17 protein-coding genes are annotated in these 21,854 nt (G+C 69.8%); 4 read left to right on the top strand and 13 right to left on the bottom strand.

The window, feature by feature from the left end:
- Window positions 1–2: 2 nt before the first annotated feature.
- Window positions 3–785, bottom strand: a complete 783-nt coding sequence (locus ABZ297_RS17615) for a DUF899 domain-containing protein (protein ID WP_355346582.1) — start codon at window positions 783–785, stop codon at window positions 3–5.
- Between the two features lie 383 nt (window positions 786–1,168).
- On the opposite strand from ABZ297_RS17615, the gene ABZ297_RS17610 reads away from it, so the two are divergent.
- Window positions 1,169–3,088, top strand: coding sequence for a sialidase family protein (locus ABZ297_RS17610; RefSeq protein ID WP_355346579.1), 1,920 nt, complete (start codon window positions 1,169–1,171; stop codon window positions 3,086–3,088).
- Window positions 3,089–3,418: 330 nt separating this feature from the next.
- Window positions 3,419–4,108 carry an FCD domain-containing protein gene (locus ABZ297_RS17605; RefSeq protein ID WP_355346576.1) on the top strand — a complete coding sequence of 230 codons (690 nt, stop codon included), beginning with the start codon at window positions 3,419–3,421 and terminating at the stop codon, window positions 4,106–4,108.
- 202 nt (window positions 4,109–4,310) lie between these two features.
- Here the strand turns inward: ABZ297_RS17605 and ABZ297_RS17600 are convergent, their stop codons facing one another.
- From ABZ297_RS17600 to ABZ297_RS17590, 3 genes are all read right to left on the bottom strand, one after another.
- Window positions 4,311–4,895, bottom strand: coding sequence for a serine protease (locus ABZ297_RS17600; RefSeq protein ID WP_355346573.1), 585 nt, complete (start codon window positions 4,893–4,895; stop codon window positions 4,311–4,313).
- A 239-nt stretch (window positions 4,896–5,134) separates the two neighbouring features.
- Window positions 5,135–6,352 carry a hypothetical protein gene (locus tag ABZ297_RS17595; protein WP_355346570.1) on the bottom strand — a complete coding sequence of 406 codons (1,218 nt, stop codon included), beginning with the start codon at window positions 6,350–6,352 and terminating at the stop codon, window positions 5,135–5,137.
- Window positions 6,353–6,390: 38 nt separating this feature from the next.
- Entirely contained in the window at window positions 6,391–6,975 is a 585-nt protein-coding gene (locus tag ABZ297_RS17590; protein ID WP_355346567.1) for a GNAT family N-acetyltransferase, read from the bottom strand.
- A gap of 130 nt (window positions 6,976–7,105) precedes the next feature.
- On the opposite strand from ABZ297_RS17590, the gene ABZ297_RS17585 reads away from it, so the two are divergent.
- Both ABZ297_RS17585 and ABZ297_RS17580 read left to right on the top strand, forming a co-directional pair.
- On the top strand, window positions 7,106–7,357 hold the full coding sequence (locus ABZ297_RS17585) for a hypothetical protein (RefSeq protein ID WP_355346564.1): 252 nt from the start codon (window positions 7,106–7,108) through the stop codon (window positions 7,355–7,357).
- Window positions 7,354–9,204 (top strand): DUF5107 domain-containing protein, encoded by a 1,851-nt coding sequence (locus ABZ297_RS17580; protein WP_355346561.1) that lies wholly within the window; start codon window positions 7,354–7,356, stop codon window positions 9,202–9,204. Before ABZ297_RS17585 ends, ABZ297_RS17580 begins: the two co-directional genes overlap by 4 nt.
- A gap of 83 nt (window positions 9,205–9,287) precedes the next feature.
- Here the strand turns inward: ABZ297_RS17580 and ABZ297_RS17575 are convergent, their stop codons facing one another.
- The 9 genes from ABZ297_RS17575 to ABZ297_RS17535 all read right to left on the bottom strand — a co-directional run bounded on the left by ABZ297_RS17575 (window position 9,288) and on the right by ABZ297_RS17535 (window position 21,794).
- Entirely contained in the window at window positions 9,288–10,586 is a 1,299-nt protein-coding gene (locus ABZ297_RS17575) for an acyltransferase (RefSeq protein ID WP_355346558.1), read from the bottom strand.
- 225 nt (window positions 10,587–10,811) lie between these two features.
- Window positions 10,812–14,171, bottom strand: coding sequence for a WD40 repeat domain-containing serine/threonine protein kinase (locus tag ABZ297_RS17570; RefSeq protein WP_355346555.1), 3,360 nt, complete (start codon window positions 14,169–14,171; stop codon window positions 10,812–10,814).
- 178 nt (window positions 14,172–14,349) lie between these two features.
- Window positions 14,350–15,531 carry an amidohydrolase family protein gene (locus ABZ297_RS17565; RefSeq protein ID WP_355346552.1) on the bottom strand — a complete coding sequence of 394 codons (1,182 nt, stop codon included), beginning with the start codon at window positions 15,529–15,531 and terminating at the stop codon, window positions 14,350–14,352.
- A complete protein-coding gene (locus tag ABZ297_RS17560) occupies window positions 15,528–16,361 on the bottom strand; it encodes an IclR family transcriptional regulator (RefSeq protein WP_355346549.1) in 834 nt (277 codons plus the stop codon). The genes ABZ297_RS17565 and ABZ297_RS17560 overlap by 4 nt, the downstream gene beginning before the upstream one ends.
- Window positions 16,362–16,376: 15 nt before the next feature.
- Window positions 16,377–17,561: an aminotransferase class V-fold PLP-dependent enzyme gene (locus tag ABZ297_RS17555; RefSeq protein WP_355346546.1), complete on the bottom strand. Its 1,185-nt coding sequence runs from the start codon at window positions 17,559–17,561 to the stop codon at window positions 16,377–16,379.
- Entirely contained in the window at window positions 17,558–18,316 is a 759-nt protein-coding gene (locus ABZ297_RS17550) for an amino acid ABC transporter ATP-binding protein (RefSeq protein ID WP_355346646.1), read from the bottom strand. Before ABZ297_RS17550 ends, ABZ297_RS17555 begins: the two co-directional genes overlap by 4 nt.
- Window positions 18,317–18,327: 11 nt before the next feature.
- Window positions 18,328–19,236 carry an amino acid ABC transporter permease gene (locus ABZ297_RS17545; protein WP_355346543.1) on the bottom strand — a complete coding sequence of 303 codons (909 nt, stop codon included), beginning with the start codon at window positions 19,234–19,236 and terminating at the stop codon, window positions 18,328–18,330.
- Between the two features lie 13 nt (window positions 19,237–19,249).
- The gene (locus tag ABZ297_RS17540) at window positions 19,250–20,182 is read right to left on the bottom strand and encodes an ABC transporter substrate-binding protein (protein WP_355346540.1); all 933 of its coding nucleotides are present in this window, start codon (window positions 20,180–20,182) and stop codon (window positions 19,250–19,252) included.
- A gap of 313 nt (window positions 20,183–20,495) precedes the next feature.
- Window positions 20,496–21,794 carry a VCBS repeat-containing protein gene (locus tag ABZ297_RS17535; RefSeq protein ID WP_355346538.1) on the bottom strand — a complete coding sequence of 433 codons (1,299 nt, stop codon included), beginning with the start codon at window positions 21,792–21,794 and terminating at the stop codon, window positions 20,496–20,498.
- Between the last annotated feature and the right edge of the window lie 60 nt (window positions 21,795–21,854).

Here is a 21,854-nt window from a genome sequence, read left to right as displayed (position 1 = left end):
TGTCAGTGGTGGTGGCCGTGCCGGCCGAGGGTCTCCACGGGGGTCGCGCCGTGGCGGGTCCACTGCGGCACGGGGCGGCTGGTCGGGCCCCAGGTGGCATTCCCGTCCGCGTCCGAGCGCCAGAACCAGCCCGAGCGGCGCCCCTCGGGCCAGCCCTCGGGCTTGTCCTCCCACGCCTCGCCGCGGCCGTAGGGCGTCATGTCGAGCAGGCCGAGGGACCCGTTGACCGGCTCGTTGCCACGGCCCGTCGTGGAGTAGGTGAGGAACACGCGGTCGCCGTCGCGCAGGAAACAGGTGATGTGACCCATGCTGCTACCGACCGGCGCCTCCACACCGCGCACCGAGTACCAGGGCTGGGTGTAACCCATGAACTCGACGTAGGAGGCCACCTCCTCCCACCGGCCCGTGGTCAGGATGGCGAACGAGACTCCGCGGGCGTTGAGGTAGACAGCGTCCTTCAGGTGCCAGGCGGTGGTGGTGCAGCCCTCGCACTGCCCCTGGTGCGGCGCGCCGTCGTGCCACATGTGCTTGTAGACCACGAGCTCGTCGCGACCCTGGAACAGGTCCAGGAACGGGACCGGGCCGTCAGCTCCGACGACCTCGACCGCCCCGTCGAGCTCCACCATCGGCAGGCGGCGGCGGGCCGCGGCGATGGCGTCGCCCTCGCGGGTGCAGGCCTTCTCGCGGACCAGGAGCTCGTCACGGGCGGCCTGCCAGGTGGCCAGGTCGACGATGGGCGGGCGGCCGGGCAGCGCGGCGGTCGGGTCACTCGGCGTGGTCGTCATGGTGTCCTCCGTGGTGTCTCGTGCCGGGCAGCGTCGTACGACGCCCTACGACGGTTACCAGAACAGACCCGCGACCCGGCCGAAACTCATCGCGGCAGGGGGCGCCCTCGGCCGAGCCGGCACCGATCACGTCGGGCCGGCAACGCGCCAGGCGTCACCGATCAACCGGACCGCCGGCAGATACAGGAGACGAAGCAGCACAACAGCCGACCCTGGAAGGCCAGGTCAACGGCCCTGCACCAGCTCTGGCGCCGGACACGCGGTTACAAGCCGACGACATATTCGCCCTCTAGCGAACATTCTACGTTCACCCTCTATTTAACATCCGACGTCGGACGTAGGATGTCTTCTCACAACTTTCCCCTGTCAGGAAGGGCGAGGACATGCACGATGGTTACCCCCCGGAGCGCCGTACCTGGCGCTCTCTGCGCCGTCGGGCGGGCGCTGTAATGGTGCTGGCCGGCTTACTCGTCAGCGCCTTCGGCGCGCCGGCGACCGCGGCGCCGGCGGAGACCTTCGAGGCCGGCACGACGGGCGACACCGCACCGTTCGTGGACGAGCAGGTGCTCTACAAGCAGGGCGACTTCGGATACAGCTGCTTCCGGATCCCCGCCGTGGTGCGGGCCGCGAACGGCACGCTCCTGGCGTTCGCCGAGGGGCGGGTGAAGGACTGCGGCGATGACGAGGACATCGACCTCGTACTGCGCCGTTCCGCCGACGGTGGGCGGACCTGGGGGCCACTGCAGGTGATCTCGGAGGGCAACGGCACGACCCACGGCAACCCGGTGCCGATCGTTGACGAACGTACCGGGCGGGTCGTGCTGGTGAGCACCCACAACGGTGCGGAGCCGTGTCCGAACGGCTGTGACCGCGACCCCTGGGTGCAGTTCAGTGACGACCACGGGGCGACCTGGTCGGCCGCCAGGGAGATGACCGAGGGCAAGCGTCCGGAGTGGAACTTCTGGTACGCCACCGGCCCGATGCACGGCATCCAGCTCAAGCTCGGCCCGCACGCCGGCCGGCTGGTCGTCGGGGCGAGTTTCGAAAGCTGGGACCGGGTCGGCAAGCACGTCTACGGCACGCACCTGCTCTACAGCGACGACAGCGGGGTGACCTGGAACATCGGCGCCGAGACGTCCCGCGACGACGGCACGGTCATCGCCCAGGAGGTCACCGTCGTCGAGCTCACCGACGGGCGGATCTACGCCTCGGCCCGCGAGCGCGGCACCGACGAGGGCAGCCGGGCGTACGCGACCAGCAGCGACAGCGGCGAGACGTGGGACGCCCCGTTCCGCACCATGCCGGCGCTGGCGACGACCGACATCCAGGCCTCGCTGCTGCGGTTCAGCGAAGGGCGCATCCTCTTCTCCTCGCCCATGCACCCGGGCGCCCGGGAAGCGATGGGGATCCGGTCGTCCTACGACGAGGGGCGCCGCTTCGAGACCTGGGACGAGGGCAAGGTCTTCTACTGGGGGCCGTCGGCGTACTCGGACATGGTGCGTCTGGACGGCGACGAGGCGGCCCTGATGTACGAGGCCGGCAACATCACGCCGTACGAGCAGATCCGGTTTGCGCGGTTCAACGAGGCCTACCTGGAGACGCCGAACGGCACCCCGCCTGGCATCCCCGGCCCCCCGGCGCCCGGCCCGACGACGCCGGACGAGTCGCCGTACCGTAACGAGGCGTATGTCCGCGGTGGTGCGCAGACCACCGACGGGCGGTTCGGCGACGGGCTGGCCCTGGACCGGGTGGACGACCGGGTGGAGGTGGCGTTCAACGACTCCATCGACCTCGGCGCGAAAGACTTCACGCTGACCTCCTGGATCCGGTACTCGGAGCAGGCCGGCTCGCACGCGATCCTCTGGTTCCACCGGGTGAACCGGGGCACCAACCCGCCGGCGCTGTGGCTGCGGGCCGAACCGGCCAGCAACCGCATCCGGGCGGTCCTCTCCGTCGACCGGTTCAACGTGACCGTACAGTCGCCGAGCGCGTACAACGACGGGCAGTGGCACTTCGTGGCGCTCCAGCGGGTTCGTGGCGAGCTCCGGCTCCTGGTGGACGGCGTACAGGTCTCGGCGGCGGCGGCGCCGGCCGGTTCGCTGACCCTCGGCAAGGAGTTCGGGCTCGGGGGAATCCACATCGGACAGCGGATGGACGGTGTGGACCGCTTCCGCGGGACGCTGGACGAGGTACGCGTCTACCGGCGCGCCCTCACCGGCGCCGAGCTGGACCTGATCCGAGAGCGGAACCTCCCGATCGGCGGTCAGCTTGGGCTGCGGCTGCCGTTCGATCACGTCAGCTAAGGGGACCGAACCGCTTTGGCGATGACGCTCGCGGGGCCCCGTGGGCGTCATCGCCGCGCTCGAGTGCCGGTGTCGGCCCAGTCGCCGAGGTAGGCCAGGAACTTGTCCAGCGCGGCGTACTCGTCCTCGCCGAGTGCGTGGAACTCGCCGGCGCCACGCTATCCGATCGGTAAACATAGGACATCCCATGTCGTGAGAAGCGGCGAACAGGCCACGTCCGTCGGGTGGCCCATCCGTGTCGTCGGCGTAAAATCTCCTGCCCCGCCTGTCCTTCCGGGACCGAGAGGTGGGATGTTTTGATACAAGGTCTTCGACGAGCCTGGGGGCAGCATGGGTACGCGTGACGGCGCGTCGCTTCAGGAGCGCATCGTCGCCCTGATCCACGAGCGCGGACTGGCCCCCGGGTCACCGATGCCGACCGAAGTGCAATTGATGGATCTGCTCGGGGCGAGCCGCAACAGCGTCCGCGAGGCCGTGCGGGCCCTGCGGGCGTTGGGCATCGTCGAGATCCGGCACGGTCATGGGACGTTCGTCGGGCACGCGTCGCTCGACGCCCTGACCCCGTCGCTCGCCTTCCGGGTGCGTTCGGGGCCGGGCGGCGGGATCCGCGCGCTGCAGGATCTGGTCGAGGTCCGCGAGCTGCTCGAGACCGGGCTGATCGGCCAGGTGGCCCAGAGCACCAGCGCCCCCCGGCTCGCCGCGTTGGACGCCCTGGTCACTGGCATGGATCGGGACCGCGAAGCCGATCGGGCGTTCCACGCGCTGCTGTACGAGTCGTGCGGCAACGAGCTGGTGCTGCAGCTGATCGGCCTGTTCTGGGACGTCTACCACGAGGTCGAGCCGACGCTCGGCCCGCCGGAGGAGCGGACCGAGGAGATCGTCGTCAACCACCGCCGGATCGTGGCGGCGCTTCGCGCTCGGGACGCCGAGGCCGCCCGGGAGGCGATGCGGCTGCACTTCCGCGACGTCAAGGCGCGCATCGCGCGGGCGGAGGCCCAGCCGGTACCCGCGCCGACCTGACCAGGCCACCCGGCCGTACCCGGTCACACCAGGCCCAAGCTCCCGTTCGGCGGTCCTGACGGGAGCAGTGTGTCGAGCGCCCTGCGAAACGTCTCGGCGACGGGCCCGCCAGGAACGACCACCCGCATGCCACCCGACATCGCCGGCGGCGAGTGTCACTCGTGATCGCGTTACGCATCCGAGTGTCGCGTCCCGCGCCGCCTCAGTCGCTGCATCCCTGTGTGGATGTGGTGGCGGTGGCGGTCCTGCCGTCCATCGCCGGGCGGGTGATTTCTGCGGCTGTAAGCGCGAAGCCGGTGCTCTGATCGACATCACTGGCAAAGATCATGCCGGAGACCGTTCCGTCGGACCTGAACAGAGGTCCGCCCGGAACCCCTGGCTTGACGGGCACCTGAACGATGAGGACTTCGCGGCGGACTTGGCGCTTGTGGTGGATGTCCAGGCCATGCGCGGTGCCGCTGCGGCCGACGCTGCCCGACGTCATAATGAGGTCCCCGCCGTTTGAATATCCAGCGACCGTAGCGCTTTCACCGGGTTTGATCGGGCCGAAGACCAGCGATCTTGCGCGCAGGCTTGGCACCCGCAGCACGGCAACATCACGGCCTGGGTCGAAGAGGACGACGCTGCCCTTGTAGCGCTTCCCGACTGGTCCGACCACCGTGATCGGGCCGGTGGTGCCTGCCACCAGGTGCGCGGTGGTCATAACTCGTTCAGGCGCGTAGGCGAACCCAGTCCCTTCTGGCCTGGCGTTATTGCAGGAGGGATCGTTACCGATCAGCTTGACCACGATCGACCGACTCGCTGCGACCTGAGCATGGACACTCGATGGATCCGGCATCTGCGGGGTTGGTCGTGTGGCTCCGCCTGGAGGTGCCGGTCTGTGGGATTCGTCCGCGTTCCGGAACCGCTGTGCGCAGCCCAGCGCCGTGGCGAGAACGATCAGGACCGCTCCGAGCGCGGGCAGCCTCGCGCACCACCACGATGACCGACCCGAGCCACTTTCGGAGGCGAGCCGTTGGTCGCCGGTCACGCGGCGGAGATACTCCAGACTCGGATGGTGCCGTCGTCGTGACCGGTCACGACGACGGGCTCGCCGTTGATCTCGGCGACAGTCACGGCCGTCGGAGCTTGCTCATCGGGGACGGCCAGCGTGCCGCCGAGCTGTTCGGCACGGGCGAGATCCCAGATCCGGGGCGGTTCCTCCCTGGCCTCGGTGACGGCAATCGGACGCCCGCCGAGCCGGGTCAGGGTGATCTCCTGGATGGCGTCGGCATGCCCGGACAGCGGCACCCCCACCGGCTGGCCGCTGGCCAGGTCCCAGATCCGCAGCGAGTTGTCGTCGCCGCCGGTGAGGATCACGGTGCGGTCGGCCAACTCGGTCACCGCGATGGCGTAGACATAGTCGCCGGTCTGCCGAGCGCCGCCTACGGCCTCCCCGGTGAGCGCGTCCCAGACCTCGACGTGGGGGTCGTGACCGCCGGTAATGGCAAGCGGGCGGCCATTCACCACGGCGGCGGTCATCGCGCCGTTGTAGCTGCCCCGGATCTCCGCGACGCGCTCCCCAGACGCGAGCGCCGAAACGAGCAGCACGCCCTCCTCACTACTGCTGAGCACCAGAGATCCGCGTTCGGAGGGAAGGATGCTCAGGGCAGTGACGCCGAGCCCGTGGCCGGTCATGGTCTTGCCGACCTTCTCGCCGGTGGCCAAGTCCCAGCAGCGGACCGCGCCGCCCATATAGTCCTCACCGAGCAGGGAGGTCAGGTCGAACCGGCCACCGCCAGTCACGATCACCGGACGGCCGTCGAGGGTCGCCGCAGTCAGCCGGGAGACGACCTCGTACGCATCCGCCTCGCCCTTCTCGCCTTCGAGATCCTCGCCCTCGTCGTCCCCCCAGATGGTCCCCTCGGCGTCGGGGACAGGATCCTCGGGCGCGGCGCTGTCGAGATCGATGGGGCGTGCGACACGTTCACCCGTAGTCAGATCGCAGGTCCACAGGGCGCCGTCGCCGTGTTTGCCGATCACCGCCGGGGCGCCGTCCAGGACAAGCGGGGCGAGGGCGTGGACGGCGTCGCCCTCCGGGGCGAGGAAGGAACGCAAGACTCGATGATCACTCATGCGTAGGACCGTAGTCCAGGGCGCCGACATGAACAGCGAAACGCGGAATGGCGCCCCCCGAAGTTTGACAAGATCGACAACCGTGAGCGCCACGCGGTCGAGTGCGGCATCAACCGCCTCAAGAGGCATCGGGCAGTGGCCAGGAGACACGACACGCTCGCCGTCCGCTACGAGGCGGTCGTCCTCGCCGCTGCCATCGATGAACGGCCGTGACCAGCGTCATCGAGAGCGATCCAGTAGCGGCGCTTGACCCCGATTTCGGTGCTGCGCACGTCTTCCAGGACACCGCCGTTGCTTTCGATGGTGCGCGCCGAACCGGCGTTGCCGTCGTCACAGGTGAGAAGGACTCGGTCCAGACCGAGCGCCGGCGCCTTGAGCAGAACCGCTCCCAGCGCCCACGTGGCCAGTCCTTGTCTTCTGGCAGAAGGCCGGATGCTGTAGCCGATGTGTCCGCCGCCTTCCAGGAGAAAGGCGTTCAGATAGTGTCGGAGGTCGATGGCTCCGAGGTAGGTCTCGCCGTCGACGATCCACCAGTGGGTGGCGTGGACGCGTCCTTCCCCGACAGGCAGCGACCGGTCTGACTGCTGGCGTAGTCGCTCGACCCATGAGGCGAACCCTTCTGGACTGTTGAGGTCATCGTTAGCGACCAGGCGCAAGCCGGCCCCGTCCTGGTGAGCACCGGCCTGCCACTCGTCACGCGCTGTGAGCCAGGAGGAATGCAGCCGTACCGTGGGGGCGATCAGTTCGGTCATGCGGTGGACGATAACATCCGCACCCCCTATGTGATCAGGCACTTTGTGCTGGATCGAGCCCCTGGCTCGCCAGGTGGAACCCGCAGGCCCTCCCTCATTTCAACAACCCCGAAGACGGTCGCCTCACTCGGTGCTCGCGGTCGCCATCGCCGCCCCTGCCGCCTACGCGCCGGCCCGTCGCCGCTCTCGTACCTCCTCGGCGTTGACGGTGGCCTTCGCGATGGGGCTGGGAGTCCCCGGCCAGGTGCTGGTCGTGCAGTTCAACGGCGTGGACTACGGGATCATGGTCGCCGACGTCTGCATCATCCTCGCCCCGATGCTCGCCCTGTCCTGGATGGGGTCGCGGATCGTTCAGGGCATGACGATTGGAATCGGCACATGACCTCGTCGCTGCGCACCGGTGTCCTGAAGATCGAAGGGGCCGCCGACCCGCTCTCCGGAACCCTGCCGATCTTGCACGGCGTATCCGGTCACGTCACAGAGGGGGCCGGGGTGGACGCCGAGATGCGGCGCAACCTTGGCTACGGACGCCCCCACGCGCTGCTGCCCTACACCCGGCAGAGCGGCTACGACCGCGAGCGGGCCGAGCGCGAACTCCCCACCGTAGTGCTCGAAAACGACGTTCTCACCGCGACGTTCCTCCCCTCGTACGGCGGGCGGCTCTGGTCCCTGACACACCGGCCGACCGGCAGGGAACTGCTGCACCGCAACCCCATCCTCCAGCCGGCGAACCTCGCCCTTCGTGACGCGTGGCTGGCCGGCGGCGTGGAATGGAACCTCGGCGCGACCGGGCACTGGCCGCTGACCTGCGAACCGCTGCACGCCGTACGGCTGAGCGCGCCGGACGGAACTCCCGTGCTGAGCATGTTCGAGTTTGAGCGCCTGCGCAGGCTGATCCTCCGGATCGACACCTGGCTGCCCGCCGGTTCGCCGGTCCTCTACGTCCATGTCTCGATCCACAACCCCTCGGCGGAGGAGACCGCGGTCTACTGGTGGTCGAACATCGCCGTGCCTGAGACCGAGAACGTCCGCGTCGTCGCCCCCGCCGAACGCGCCTTCCACTTCGACTACGTCTCCGAACTCCGGCGCGTGGACTTCCCCGGCCCCGACCGCGGCTACCCCGGCAGAGCCTCCCGTGCGGCGGACTACTTCATGGACATACCCGACGGGGAGCGACGCTGGATCGCGGCGCTGGACGAGTCCGGCTCGGGGCTCGTCCAGAGCTCAACCGGCCTGTTGCGCGGCCGCAAGGTCTTCTGCTGGGGAACCGGGACCGGCGGGAAGCACTGGCAGGAGTGGCTCTCCGGCCCCGGATCGGCGTACCTGGAGATCCAGGCCGGTCTGGCCAGGACCCAGCTGGAGCACCTGCCGATGCCCGGCGGGGCCACATGGTCCTGGGCCGAGGCGTACGGGCTGCTGGAGGTCGAGCCCACGGCCGTGCACGGACCGTGGAAAGCGGCCCGCGCCGCGGCGGCGGACGCCCTGACCGCGCTGGTCCCGCCGTCAGCACTGGACCAGGCTCTGGAGTTCGCAGCAGGGTTCGGGGAGCCTTCGCAGGTCCTCGCCCATGGATCCGGCTGGGGCGGGCTGGAAGGGCTGCCTGGCTTTCCGGACTCAGGCGCCGAGCAGGCTCCATGGCGGGAACTCCTGGCGACCGGCCGGCTGCCCGTCAGCGACCCGCCCGCCGCTCCGATCGTCGGACCGCGCTGGCGCGAACTGCTCGAGGAGAGCGCACGTGACTGGCACTCCGCCTATCACCTCGGCCTGGTCCGCCTGGCCGACGGAGACGACGACGGCGCGCGCGCCGCATGCGAGCGTTCGGTCTCCGAGCACGTCACGCCATGGGCACTGCGAGTCCTGGCCTTCCTGGCCGCCTCCGCCGAGGAGTCGGCCGACCTCATGCTCCGAGCGCACCGGCTGCGCCCCGATCTCCTGGAACTGACCATCGAGGCGCTCGACGCGCTGCTGGCCGCAGGGCGCGCCGAGGAGGCCCTTCGCGTCATCGGGGCGCTGCCGTCTGCCGATCGCGGCCACGGCCGAGTCCGGCTCGCCGAAGCCGACGCGGCGTACGCGTCCGGCGATCACGACCGGGTCAGGCGGCTACTGGCCGAGGGGATCCGGGTCGACAACCTGCGCGAGGGCGAAGTCTCGCTGAACACGCTGTGGCTCGCGGTCCATCCCGGAGAGCCGGTCCCGTCGGCCTACGACTTCCGCATGTCGGAGGGCTGAAACCAGCACGGGTCCGCCGTAAGGGCGGATCCGGTGACATCCCCGCCACTACGCGACAACGGAGCCCCGCCCGGGCCTCCGGGTCAGAGGGGTGTCTCGCGTCGGTTTCGAGTGGTCGAGCGAGCCAGGCGGCGGCCGAGTTTCTGAGCCGGTTGCTCGATGAACCTGTAGCTCAGGGCGGCGCAGGCGACCACCACGGTCAGCAGCACCACGGACCATGTGATCCGTGCGGGGAGGGGGACCTGGGCGGCATCGGGGATCAACCGTCGTAGGGTCTCCACCGCGAGGGGGTGCAGCAGGTAAACGGAGTAGCTGATCAGCCCGAGGCGTACAAGGAAGCGAGGCAGGGCGGATGTCCGCGCGAGGCGGCCGATCAAGAAGGTCAGCCAGGCGGCCGCCACGGCGGCGGACCAACTCCACCTGAACGCCAGCGCCTGCTCGTCGGACATGCCCCAGCCGGGGCCGAACCAGATCGCGGCGGCGATGGAGACGACGGGCACCAGTCCGATCATCCATCCCGTCACCCTTCGGCGGAGCTGCCCCTGGTCCAGCCGGTAGAGCGCTGTCCCGGCGAACATGGTGGACACGATGGCCAGGCTCTGCCAAGCGCCGATCCGGCTGTTGACCCCGAGCAGTACGACGGCCAGGACGGCCACGGCGGCCGCACCGCACAGTCGTACGCGATGACCGCCGCCGAGGATCGCGGCGAGTCCCAACAGCAGCACCACGGTCGCGATCAGTACGACGAGGTCACCGCCGAGACCGCGTGACAGGGCGCCTGCGGGAAGCACGCCGCCCACGAGCACTCCTGCCATCGCGATGGTGAGCGTGCGAGTGGTGCCCGCGCGGTGCCCGAAGACGAAGATCGCGGTAACGAGCAGGTAGAACACCATCTCGTAGGAGAGCGTCCAGAACACGTTGATGACACTGACCACCTGAAGGAAATCCTGGAGCATCGTCAGGTGAGCGATACCGGACGCGACCGGGTGGTCGCTCAACTGGCTGGGCAGGGCCGAGTACACCTGAACGAGACCGAACACGGTGCCGATGGTCGCCGCGACGATCCACAGGGGGTAGAGGCGGAACAGGCGGCTGATCCAGAAACCGGCCACGCTGCCGCGCCGTTCGAGCGAGGCCGGCACCACATAGCCGCTGACGAGGAAGAACACCATGACGCCGTATTGTCCGAAGTCGAACCATGGACTGATGTTCGCGCGAACCTCGGGAAAGAGGGGATCCAGCAAGTGTTCGAAGAGCACGGCGAGCACGGCCACACCGCGTAGGGTGTCCAGCCAGGCCTGTCGGTGGGCCGGCGGGGGCGCGTGCGTCTGGACCACGGCCTGCAGCGCGCCGCCTTCCCGGGCGGCCAGATTGATAGACATCTGGTCAAGCTATGGGGTCATCCTGAGCGAATGCTTGGAGTAAACCCAGGCGAGGTGCGTGGATGGCCTGCTGTCCAGCTCCGCGGTCGGAGCCGAATGTCAAGCGAGTTGGTCAAGAAGGCTTCGTCTGGTAACCCGTCGTCCTGTCCGTGGTCACCGGCGGTTCGCCGTTCGCGTGCCTGAGGGAGGCCGGTGGCGCACACCAGCAGGGCACGCAGCAGCGCCTCAGCGTGGGCAGACCTCCAGATAGGGCAGCGCGGGAACGTACTCCGCCCACTCCTGCCGCGTCAGCGACCGCCCGGCACGCGTACAGACGGCCTGGGCGGCGGCCTCAGGCGCGGCGGGGAAGCTTCTGACCGTGGCGTGGCCGTCGGCGGTCAGCACCCGTGAACCGTCCGGGGAGAAGGCCGCCGACCACACCTTGCCGGTCGCCGGGTCCAGCCCGCCGCCGGTGTCGGCCGAGCGGCCGATGGTGCTGCCCGACAGCGGGTCGAACAGCAGCACCCGGCCTTGGCTCTGCGGGAAGGCGATGAGGTCCTCTGCGGGAGAGTAGGCTGCGCCCGTACCGAAGACGCCGCGCACCGGCAGGCCGACGCTCCGGCGGGTGGCGGTGTCCCAGCGGGTGACGCGTCCAAGCGAGTCATGCACGATCAGGATCGTCCCTGAACGGGTGAACCACGCCTCTGTGCCTGATTCTGTGCCTGATTCGCCGGCGCCGATCTCGCCGAACGGCTGGCCGAGCGGCCTGCCGGAAGCGGTGTCGAGCAGGCGCTGGTCCCGGCCTACCACGGCCAGCCGCCGGCCGTCCGGGGAGAACGCGAGCGCCGTGGGCTCCGCCGTGGGCGTGCGCCACAGCCTGCGGCGCGCGGCCCAATCCCAGAGCTCCACCGCATGCCCGGGCCCGGTGGGCAGCAGGAGCGCGAGGCGCCGCCCGTCTGGGCTGAAGGCGACCTCCCAGCTCCCCCTGCCCGCCGCGAAGTCGGCCAGGACCTTCCCCGTGGCCGGGTCCAGGACTCTGGTCCGGCCCTCGTACACCACGGCCAGCCTGCTGTGCGGGCTGAAGGCGAAGGCGACGGGGCCCGGCATGGCAGGCAGGGCCTTCCCGTTGGCAAGCGAGCGAACGGTGATTGCGTCATCGATGTTCGAGACGACCAGATATCGCCCGTCCCCGCTGAGCACGGCCTGGCTCACCGGTTTCCGGCCCGCCTCGGCCGTCAGGTCGGCGACGTCGAGCGAGAAGACCTGGTCACCCATGAGATAGCGGAACGTCGAGCCGTCGAAGGCGCCGATCGGCCAGACGGCGGCGTCCCCGTCGCCGCGGACCTGGACCTTGGTGAGCGGCTGCAGACCGGGCAGCCGCCAGAACCGGATGCTCGTCCGCGACACCGTTGCCAGCAGCCTCCCGTCCCGGCTGAAGACCGGGTCGCCGTCGTCGTCGATCCCTTCGCCGGGCCGCTGCGCCGAGCCCTTCCTGAGGTCGGTCAGTACCAGCCTGCCCCGGACCTGCGACGCTCTCCACCTGCCGTCGGGGCTGACGACACCCGTGCGGGACGACCGCTCCGCGGGGACCACCTCCCATCGGCGGCCGGCGTAGACGCTCACCCGCGTGCCCTCGTTCCGGGCGACGGCCTCGGCCCACCTGGTGATCCGGTCCGACAGCCGGGGAGTCGGCCAGGTGCCGACAGCCTTGCCGGTGCGGACGTCCCACGCTCCGGCCTGCTCGTCGTTCGCCACGAGGAGCGTGCGGCCGGAGGGCGACAGCGCAAGCTCAAGGTCCGTGACCGGCCCGCCGCCGAGGATGACCCCGGTGACCGCGGCGACCTGCCGGCCCGAGCGCACGTCCAGCAGGCGCGCCCGGCCGCCGTGCAGGCTGACCAGCGTGCGCCCGTCGGCGGCGAAGTAGGTAAGTGCGCCCGCCCCGCCAGCGCTGTTGCGGAACATCGCCTGCTCGCGCTGGGCGAGTGCGCCGTTCAGCGCCGTTCTGGCCTGTGTCGTGCCCGCGAGCCGCCAGGCTGCCACGCTCAGCAGCATGCCGAGGCGGGGGTCCCAACGGCTGGTCGCGTCCGCCAGTGCGGCGAGGCGGATCGACTCCGAGCTGCGTAGCGCCGTCGCCAGTTGCACGGCCTTGGCGTCGGCCTCCATGCTCTGCCACACCGCCAGCCCGCCGCCCGTCAGCGCGATGACCAGCAGTCCCGCCAGGCTCAGCGTGACCAGCCTGGCCCTCCTGGCACGGCGCCTGGTCACGCGCACCGAGGACTCCAGAAAGTCGCGCTCGACAGGCGAGAGCGTGATGTTCCTGCGGTAGGTGGCCGCCCACTGCAGGGCGCTGTCCAGGCTGGTGCTCTGGAGCAGGTCTCCGTCCTTGCGCCCCGCCTGGTTCCACTGCTGCGCGCCGCTGCGGATCTGGCGGTGCGCGGCCAGACCGTCGCGGTTGGCCTCGATCCAGCGGCGCAGCCGCGGCCATGCATGCGGCAGGACGGGATGGGCCAGCCAGACCTCCTGGTGATCCCGGCCCAGCAGGTAGCCGAACACTTCCATGATCCGCGTGATGGCGGCGACCTCGGGTGCGGGCCGACCCTCGATGAATTCGGCCAGGCCCGCGTGCCGGACCGCCAGTTCGTCGTGCTCGCCGTCCACTGTGACCAGCCGCAGCAACACCTCGGGGACCAACTCGCGCTCGGCCGGGCCGAGCAGCGCGTATGACTCCTCGGCGAGCGCGCCGAGCGCCGGGTCGTCACCCGGCCCGGCCATCTGGGCCGCGGTGCGGCCGCCCTGGGCCAGCAGCCGCGCGGTGTCGAGTCGGCTGTCGCCGCTGACCAGGGCGAGCAGCAACTGCCTGGCACTGGGGCGCTCGCGTGGATCCTTCATGAGCGCCGCCCTCACCAGCGAGCGCATCGGCTCGGGCAGGACGCTCAGGTCGGGATTCGACGACAACACGCGGTGCATCACTCCGCCCAGGCTCTCCGCCTCGAACGGGTCGGTGCCGGTGGCCGCGTAGAGCATGATCCCGCCCCAGGCGAAGACGTCGGCGGGCTGGCCCGCCCGCTTGCCGGAGAACACCTCGGGCGCCATGTAGGTAGGCGTGCCGGTGACCAGCCCGGTCGCGGTCAGCGACATCTCGGCCGTCCTGGCGATGCCGAAGTCGATGACCCGCGGGCCGTCGGGCCCGAGTAGCACGTTGTCCGGTTTGAGGTCGCGGTGGACGACGCCGGCCTCGTGGATCGCGGTCAACGCCGTGGCCACCGCGGTCGCGAGCCGGTGCAGGTCCCCGTCGTTGAAGGGGCGGCCCTCGGAGATCGCCTCGCGCAGGCTGGGGCCAGGGACGTACTCGCTGACCAGGTACGGTCGCGGCCCGTCCAGCACGGCCTCGATGACCCGGGCCGTGCAGAACGAGGAGACCCGCTGAGCGGCCGCCGCCTCCTTGGCCAGTTGCGCCGCCTGGTCGCCGTGCAGGACCTTGATGGCCACCCGGGCGCCGTTCTCGGCGTACGCCTCGTAGACCACACCCTGCCCGCCGGCGCCTAGGCGGCCGGCCAGCCAGTACCCGCCCAAGCGCTGCGGGTCCCCCGGAATCAGAGCTTCCACAAGACGTTGGATGCGTCAAATGCCGGATATGTTCTGTCGGAAAACTGTAGTTTTATGCACACTCCAACGTCATTGACGCCGTCGTGCAGGCGACCCATAAGATCACCGAGCGTGATCATGACTGGTGCCCAGGACGTTGGTGCGGGCTGCACGCCACGACGGGGTGCCCGGCGGACCGTCACGTCACCGCGATGGTGTCCTTGACGACCCGGCCGGCCGCGACGACGAACGCCGGGTCGAGGAGCGCGTCGACGCCGGACCGCGGGTCGGTGTCGACCGCGATCAGGTCGGCCAGGTAGCCGGGCTTGATCGCGCCGGCCTTCTCCAGCCCGGCGGCTCGCATGCCGCTCTCGGTGGCCGCCGCCAGCGCCTGCCGTACCGACAGGCCGGACGCGACGAGACCGCGCAGCCCGTCGACGACCCCGCCGACATGCGGGTGCCGCGGGATGCCGGAGTCGGTCCCCGCGAGGATCGGCACGCCGGCGGCGTGCAGCTGGGCGACCCAGCCGCCCCTGACGTCGAGCGGGATGGGGTGGGCGTGCGCGCCGGCGACCCCCAGTGTCGGGCAGACCCCGGTGCCGGCGCTCACCAGGTCGCGGACCACGGCCGCGTCGTAGCCGTCGCCGCCCTCGGGCGAGATGAACGTCGCGTGCTCCACCGAGTCGACCCCCGCGGCGGCGGCTGCCCGGACGCCCACCGTCGACAGGGCGTGCGCGGCGACGGTGACGCCGAGCCGGTGCGCCTCGTCCACGATCGCAGCCAGGGCCGCCTCCGACACCTCGAACCGCAGCGGATCGGTGCCCGGGGTCATCCGACCGCCGGTGACCATGACCTTGACGAGATCGGCTCCTGCCTCGATCTCCTCGCCGACGGCGGCTCGGGCCCGGTCAGGCCCGTCGATCTCGTTGCCCATGAACCAGCAGTGCCCGTTCGGCCGGGTCAGCGGCCGGCCGGCGACCATCAGGCGGGGGCCCGGCGTCTTACCGGCGCGGATCTCGTCGCGGATCCGCGCGGAGAGCCCGGCCGGCGCGCCCAGGTCTCTGGCGAAGGTCACGCCGCTGTCGACCAGTTGCCGTGCCGCGAGCCGCATCCCGTCGAGTCGCGCCTCCTCGTCCCTGGCGAGCATGCTCGCCACCGGGTCGGCTCCGGCGTCGAAGGCCAGGTGCACGTGCGCGTCCATCAGCCCGGGAAGCAGGACGCGTTCGCCGAGGTCCACGACCGGGTGCTCGCCGGCGGGCGCGGCTGCCGCCGGTCCGGCCCAGGCGATCAGGTCGTCCTCGACGAGGACGATCGCGTCGTCGACGGCGTCATCGGCGAGCACGTCCGTGATCACGGTGGCGGCCTTGAACGCGATCCTCATGTGGTGTCCCGATCCCCTTCGATGCCGCTCTCGCGGTATCCCAAACTCTGCGACACGGCCGTGGCGGTGTCCTGAACGGCTGCCGACACGCTGGCCAGCCGCCTGTCGTCCATCGTCCGGTCCAGCATCGTCACGCAGATGCAGTACCTCACCGCCCCCTCGGTGTCCCAGACCGGAGCCGACACGCCGACCGTGTGCGGTGTGATCTCCCCGTTGCTGACCCAGACCCCTTCGGCCCTGACCCTGTCGAGCAGGTCGCGGATGACCTGCGGATCGGTCGGCGTCCTGTCGGTGTAACGCGGCAGCGGCGCGGCGAGGACCTCCTGGATGAAGCGCTCGTCCTGAAACGCCAGCAGGGTCTTCCCCGCTCCGGCGTTCAGCCCGATGGTGTCGCCGATCTCCACGGTGACCGCGGTCTCGGCGTTGATGTCCAGCCGTTCGACGCAGACGTATCGGTGCCCCCTGAGCGTGTAGAAGAGCACGACCTCGCCCGTCTGCTCGGCCAGCCGGATCAGGTGCCGCCGGGCGGCCGTCCGCGGCGCCCGCCGCCCGGCCGCCCGGCCGAGCGCCACAGCGGCCGGGCCGAGGGAGTAGGAGCCACGCGCCTCGGCCTGCTCCAGGAACTGCCGCGCCTCAAGAGAACGGACGATCCGGTGGGTCACCGCCTTGTGCATGCCCAGGTGCTTGGCCAGATCGGAGACACGCCACTCGGCCTGCCCCACGAAGGCCTCCAGCACGGTCAGCACCCGGTCCACGCCCTGCAACGACGCCGCCTTGACAGGCCCCTCTATCACGTCTTCCTCCAACCGCGAGTCAGCTCCGAGGATCATCGCATCCATTCTCGATCAGCGAAGTCCGGCGACCAGCGAGCCGACGTGCTCGATCTCCGACTCCGTGTTGTAGTAGTGCGCCGATGCCCGGACGACGCTCGCCAGCCCCCGCGAGGGCAGGTCCCACTGCGACGACGTGGACTTGGAGACGCTCACGTTGACCCCGTGGCCGGCCAGGGCGCTCTTCACCGTGTCGGGCGCGAGGCCGTCGACGGTGAACGAGACGATCCCGCACCGGCTCTGGCCGAGATCGTGCACCCGGACGCCGCCGACACCGGTGAGCGTACGCCGCAGCAGGTCGCCGAGCGACAGCACCCGCGCCTCGATCGCGTCCATCCCGAGGTCCAGAGCGTAGTCGACGGCCGCGCCCAGGCCGACGACGGCCGCGTAGTTCTTCTCCCACGTCTCGTAGCGGCGGGCGTCGGGGTTCAGTTCGAACTCCGTGGGCGACGTCCACACCGCCGAGCCGTTGTCCAGCATGGCCGGCTCGAACGTGCCCATGGCGCTCTCGCGCACGTACAGGAAGCCCGTGCCACGCGGCCCGCGCAGGTACTTGCGGCCGGTTCCCGTCAGCACGTCGCACTTGAGGTCGGTGACGTCCAGGGCCAGTTGCCCGACGGACTGGCAGGCGTCGAGCAGGAAGGGCACCCCTGCGGCCTCGGCCAGCGCGCCGACCGCCGCCGCCGGGTTGATCAGGCCGCCCTGTGTCGGGATGTGTGTGATCGACACGAGCTTGACGCTGTCGTCGTCCAGCTCCTTCTCCAGCAGGTCGAGGTCGATCTGCCCGCTCGGGTCGTCGTCGATGACCCTGACCTCGACACCGAAGCGCCTCGCCTGCTGCAGGTAGGCGATGGCGTTGCTGCCGTACTCCGACTGGCAGGTGAGGATCCGGTCTCCCGGCGCGAGCCGCATGCCGTAGAACACCATGTCCCAGGCGCGGGTCGCGTTGTCGGCCAGCGCGATCTCCGACGGGTTCGCACCGATCAGGCGGGCCAGCGAGTCGTAGGTCGCCTCGATCTGGCCGGCGCGCTCGCGCTGGGTCTCGTAGCCGCCGCGGGTGGCCTCGGCCCGGAGGTAGTCCGTCGTCGTGTCGAGGACGACCGCGGGGGGAAGGGCGCAGCCGGCGTTGTTCAGATGGACCAGGTCCCGGGATCCCGGCGTCTCATCACGTACCCGCTCGAGGTCAATGCTGTTGTTCACTGTTCGTCAGCCTTACTGAGGAATTCTCGTGCCCGCGCCGTCTGTGGGTTGGCGAGCACCGCGTCCGGGTGGCCTTCCTCCACGATGACGCCGCCGTCCATGAAGCACACGTGGTCGGCGACCTCGCGGGCGAAGCCCATCTCGTGGGTGACGACGATCATCGTCATACCCTCGGCGGCGAGGTCTCGCATGACCGAGAGCACCTCGTTCACGAGCTCGGGGTCGAGCGCCGAGGTCGGCTCGTCGAAGAGCATGACCTTGGGCTTCATCGCCAGGGCCCGGGCGATGGCGACGCGTTGCTGCTGCCCGCCCGACAGCTCGTTGGGGTAGTGGTCGCCGCGCTCGGCCAGGCCCACCCGGTCGAGCAGCCCCATGGCCAGCTCGCGGGTCTGCGCCTTCTGGGCGCGGTTGACACGGAGCGGCCCGGACATGACGTTCTCCAGCGCGGTCATGTGCGGGAAGAGGTTGAAGCGCTGGAAGACCATGCCGATCTGGCGCCGCTGGTCGGCGACCTCCTTCTCCGGCAGGGGGATCAGGTGGTCGCCGTCGATCCGCAGGCCGATCAGGTCGCCGTCGACCCAGACCTCGCCCTCGTCGGCGGGCTGCAGCCCGTTGATGCAGCGCAGCAGGGTGGACTTGCCCGAGCCTGACGGGCCGATGAGGCAGCTGACCGAGCCCCTGGCCACGGAGTAGTCGACTCCCTTGAGGACGTGCACGGAGTCGAACCATTTCTGGATCCCGTTCAGGACGATCATCGGTGTCTCCACTAGACCTCCTTCGCCACGGCGGACTTCGCCACGACGGACTCGGTCCTGGCCTGCGGGCGCGACCTGGGTGCGTAACCCTTGGAGTACTTGCGTTCCAGCAGCGCCTGGACGTAACTGAGCAACGAGGTGAGCAGCAGGTACCAGAAGGCGGCGACGATGAGCAGCGGGATCGTCTGGTAGTTCAGCGCGTAGACGACCTGGGCGCTGTGCAGGAGATCCGCCAGGCCGATGACGCTGACCAGCGCGGTGTTCTTGAACGTGGTCACCAGCTGGTTGGCGGTGGGCGGGATGATGGTGCGCACGGCCTGCGGCATGATGATCTGGAAGACCTTGTTCGGCCGCATGCCGAGCGCCTGGGCCGCCTCGTACTGACCACGGTCGACCCCCAGCAGGCCGCCGCGCACGATCTCGGCCATGTACGCGCCCTCGTTGAGCGACAGCGCCAGCACCGCCGCGGTCCACGGTGTGATCAGCGCGTTGGCGTCGAAGCCCACCAGCGTCGGACCGAACGGTACGGCCAGCTCGATCTCCGGGAACAGGGCCGCGATGTTGAACCAGAAGATGACCTGAATCAGCAGGGGAGTGCCGCGGAAGAACCAGACGTAGGCCCACGCGCTCCTGGCCACGAACGCGTTGCTGGACGTCCGCATGATCGCCAGGAGGACGCCCAGCACCGAACCGATGATCATGACGAGGGCGGTCAGCTCAAGCGTCAGCAGGAGCCCGTTGAGGATGACGGCGCTGAAGAGGTACTGGCCGACGACCGACCACCCGAAGTTCGGGTTGGTCAACGCCACGTCGGCCAGCGACAGCGCCAGGAAGAGGATCACCGCGATGGCGACGTAGCGCCACGGGCTCTTCTTCGGGTCGCGGCGGGTCCGCGGACGGACCCCGGGGGTAACGCTCACGGGTTCGGTCGCCTCAGCCCTTGAGCTGGCCCAGCTCGCCGGCGGGGAGGACGTAGCCGGCCATCCCCCACTTGTCGTAGATCTTCTGGTACTCGGGAAGCCCGTGCAGGACCTCCATCGCCTTGACGAGCGCCGGTGTCAGCTCGGAGCCCTTGACGACGGCCATGCCGCCGGTCGAGGTCAGACTGGACTCGTCCCGCAGCAGCTCGAACTTGGTGTCCTGGGTCTTCTGCGCGTAGCCGAGCACCGGGCCGTCGGCCATGACCGCGGCGACGCGGCCGCTCGACAGGGCCAGCAGCACCTGGCTCTGGTCGGGCAACTCCACCGCCTTGATGCCCGGCTTGCCGCTGCTCGTGCACGTCTCCTCGCTGAGCTTCGGCAGCCGGGTCGTGGCCTGGAACGACCCGACGGCGACGCCCACCTGGAGCCCGCAGAGCGCCTTCGAGCTCAGCTTCTTCGGGTTGCCCTTGGGCACGGCGATCGCGGAGCCGCCCTTGGTGAAGGCGACCATGTCGAGGACCTGGAGCCGCTCCGGGCTCGGCGACATGGACGCCAGGGCCATGTCGTACTTCTTCGACTGCAGGCCGGGGATGATGCCGTCGAGGGGGATCGAGACGAGCGTGGGCTCGACTCCCATGGTCCTGGCGAGCGCCCGTCCGATGTCGGCGTTCAGTCCCATGCTCGTCTTGCCGTCGGGTGCGATGAACGACGTCGGCGGAGCGCCCGCGCTGAGCACGATCGTGATCTTCTTCGAGCTCTTCACCCCGGCGGGAAGCAGTGCTTCGACCTCTGGGCTGGGCTTGACCTGCGTGAAGGTGTCGACCTGCTCGATATTCGCCGCGCCGCTCTTCGCCTGATCGCCTTGGGGGGCGTCGGTGGGCGTCGAGCAGCTGACGAGCGCGACCGCGGACACCAACGTGGCCGCTACAACCTGCACCCTCTTCACGGGCGTTCACATCCCTCAAGACAGTCTCTCTCAGAGAGACGATGTATCGCAGAGAGTGACGCTAGTAGAGCCACTTCGGCATGGTCAAGGGCAATTGGGATTTAAAGGACCACTGCTCGCCGGGCGCCGCCGGCGCAACCACGGCAGGGACGGCCCGAAGGTGAGACCCCTCCGCGCCACCCGGCCACTACGTTCTCAGGAGAACCGCACACCCGCGATCATGCTGTGATCAGCAGACCGAGATAAAGGCTCGTCGCATTTGCCGGGAGTCATCAGCACGGCCGGCTTCGGTGGCGTAGCTGTACATGGGCGGCTATCTGGGGAAGCCGGAGGTCTCGAAGCTGCCAGTGATCCGGTGCCCGTTCCAGACCTGAACCTGGTTCTCCAACGAGATCAGCACCACCTCGTCGCGGCCATCGTGATCGTAGTCGCCCGAGACGGCCGGGGTCGCGCGCGTCCGGAGTTCCGCGCCGCGGCGCAGCCCTTGCGGGCCGCCCCAGAAGACGCGCGGACGGGAGGGACGCCTGCCGAAGGGGTCGCCGCCGCCGATGACCAGGTCGTCCCGCTCGTCCCCGTTGAGGTCGGCCGTCACCGCGACGCCTCTCACCCCGGTGAAGCGCTGGCGGCGGCCGTCGCCGAAGTGAACGGTCAACGTGCTGTCGGTCTCCGGCGGCTCCCAGCCGTTGTCGATCTCGTCGTCGCGGGTGCCGGTGTCGCCGACCGCGACGTCCCGCGTGCCGTCGCCGTCGAAGTCGCCGAACGCCGTCGCATTGCCCTCACCCAGATTGCGCCCCCTCCAGATGGGACCGTCCGGCCCCGCCTGCACCAGCCACGCGGGTCCCTGGGCATCGCCGTTGGTATCACTGATGATCAGGCTGGTGGCGCGACGGCCGTGGATCCGGTCGGCCGACACGTAGAACGGGTACGCGAGCGGCCAAGGTTTGAGCGTGTGGTGGCTGGCGGCCCCGGCGCGGGTGAACGGACCGTAGAGGACTGTGAGAGAAACGGCGTCGGCGAACTGACCCTCCCCTGGACCGGTCAGCCACACAGCGAGATCAGCCGAGCCATCACCGTCGAAGTCACCGAGCACGTACGTGCTGATGTGCCTGTCGGCGGGGAAAGGCAAGGCGACAGGCTGGGGCTTGGCGGCGACCCTCGATCGTCCGCCCCAGAACACCTGCAGCGGCGTTCTCATCTGCCCGGCGCTGATCAACAGGTCGGCGTGGCCGTCGCCGTCCAGGTCAGCCGTTCCTGTCCGCACGTCGACGTCCCAGGATTCCGAGCCGGGCATCCAGTAGGTCAGCATCGTCTTGGTCCGTGGATCGAGACCGTGCCGCGAGCCGTACACGATGGCGGTGTAGTCGGGTTCACCCTTCCTCGGCATGCGCAGGGCCAGGTCGGCGTAGCCGTCGCCGTTGAAGTCATCGGGCGCGGCCGCGCCCGTGGCGGCGGGCCGAGCAGGTGGTGAGCTCAGCGGCGGCTGAGAACGGCCCGACGTCTGAGCGGCATCGGGCGCGGGCGACCGCCGAGGGGCGGAGGGCGCGAGGTCCGCGCCGCACGCCGCGACAACAATGACCGTGGTCACCACCGCCACGACCGCTTTGCAGCGCATCGCCCTCCCCTGGGACAATTCGACCAAGCGTTACGACCCTAGTCCCTCCCGACTCGAGAG

It is taken from the genome of Nonomuraea sp. NPDC005983, assembly GCF_040614375.1.
Lineage (GTDB): Bacteria > Actinomycetota > Actinomycetes > Streptosporangiales > Streptosporangiaceae > Nonomuraea.
The sequence above is the reverse complement of the archived record's forward strand: the minus strand, read 5'-3'. Positions and strand labels throughout refer to the sequence as shown.

Coding starts and splice junctions, on each gene's coding strand:
- ABZ297_RS17590 (WP_355346567.1), bottom strand. CDS start 6,975: ATGACCGAACTGATCGCCCCCACGGTACGGCTGCATTCCTCCTGGCTC.
- ABZ297_RS17565 (WP_355346552.1), bottom strand. CDS start 15,531: ATGAGGATCGCGTTCAAGGCCGCCACCGTGATCACGGACGTGCTCGCC.
- ABZ297_RS17580 (WP_355346561.1), top strand. CDS start 7,354: ATGACCTCGTCGCTGCGCACCGGTGTCCTGAAGATCGAAGGGGCCGCC.
- ABZ297_RS17560 (WP_355346549.1), bottom strand. CDS start 16,361: ATGATCCTCGGAGCTGACTCGCGGTTGGAGGAAGACGTGATAGAGGGG.
- ABZ297_RS17605 (WP_355346576.1), top strand. CDS start 3,419: ATGGGTACGCGTGACGGCGCGTCGCTTCAGGAGCGCATCGTCGCCCTG.
- ABZ297_RS17610 (WP_355346579.1), top strand. CDS start 1,169: ATGCACGATGGTTACCCCCCGGAGCGCCGTACCTGGCGCTCTCTGCGC.
- ABZ297_RS17595 (WP_355346570.1), bottom strand. CDS start 6,352: ATGCCTCTTGAGGCGGTTGATGCCGCACTCGACCGCGTGGCGCTCACG.
- ABZ297_RS17535 (WP_355346538.1), bottom strand. CDS start 21,794: ATGCGCTGCAAAGCGGTCGTGGCGGTGGTGACCACGGTCATTGTTGTC.
- ABZ297_RS17575 (WP_355346558.1), bottom strand. CDS start 10,586: ATGTCTATCAATCTGGCCGCCCGGGAAGGCGGCGCGCTGCAGGCCGTG.
- ABZ297_RS17615 (WP_355346582.1), bottom strand. CDS start 785: ATGACGACCACGCCGAGTGACCCGACCGCCGCGCTGCCCGGCCGCCCG.
- ABZ297_RS17550 (WP_355346646.1), bottom strand. CDS start 18,316: ATGATCGTCCTGAACGGGATCCAGAAATGGTTCGACTCCGTGCACGTC.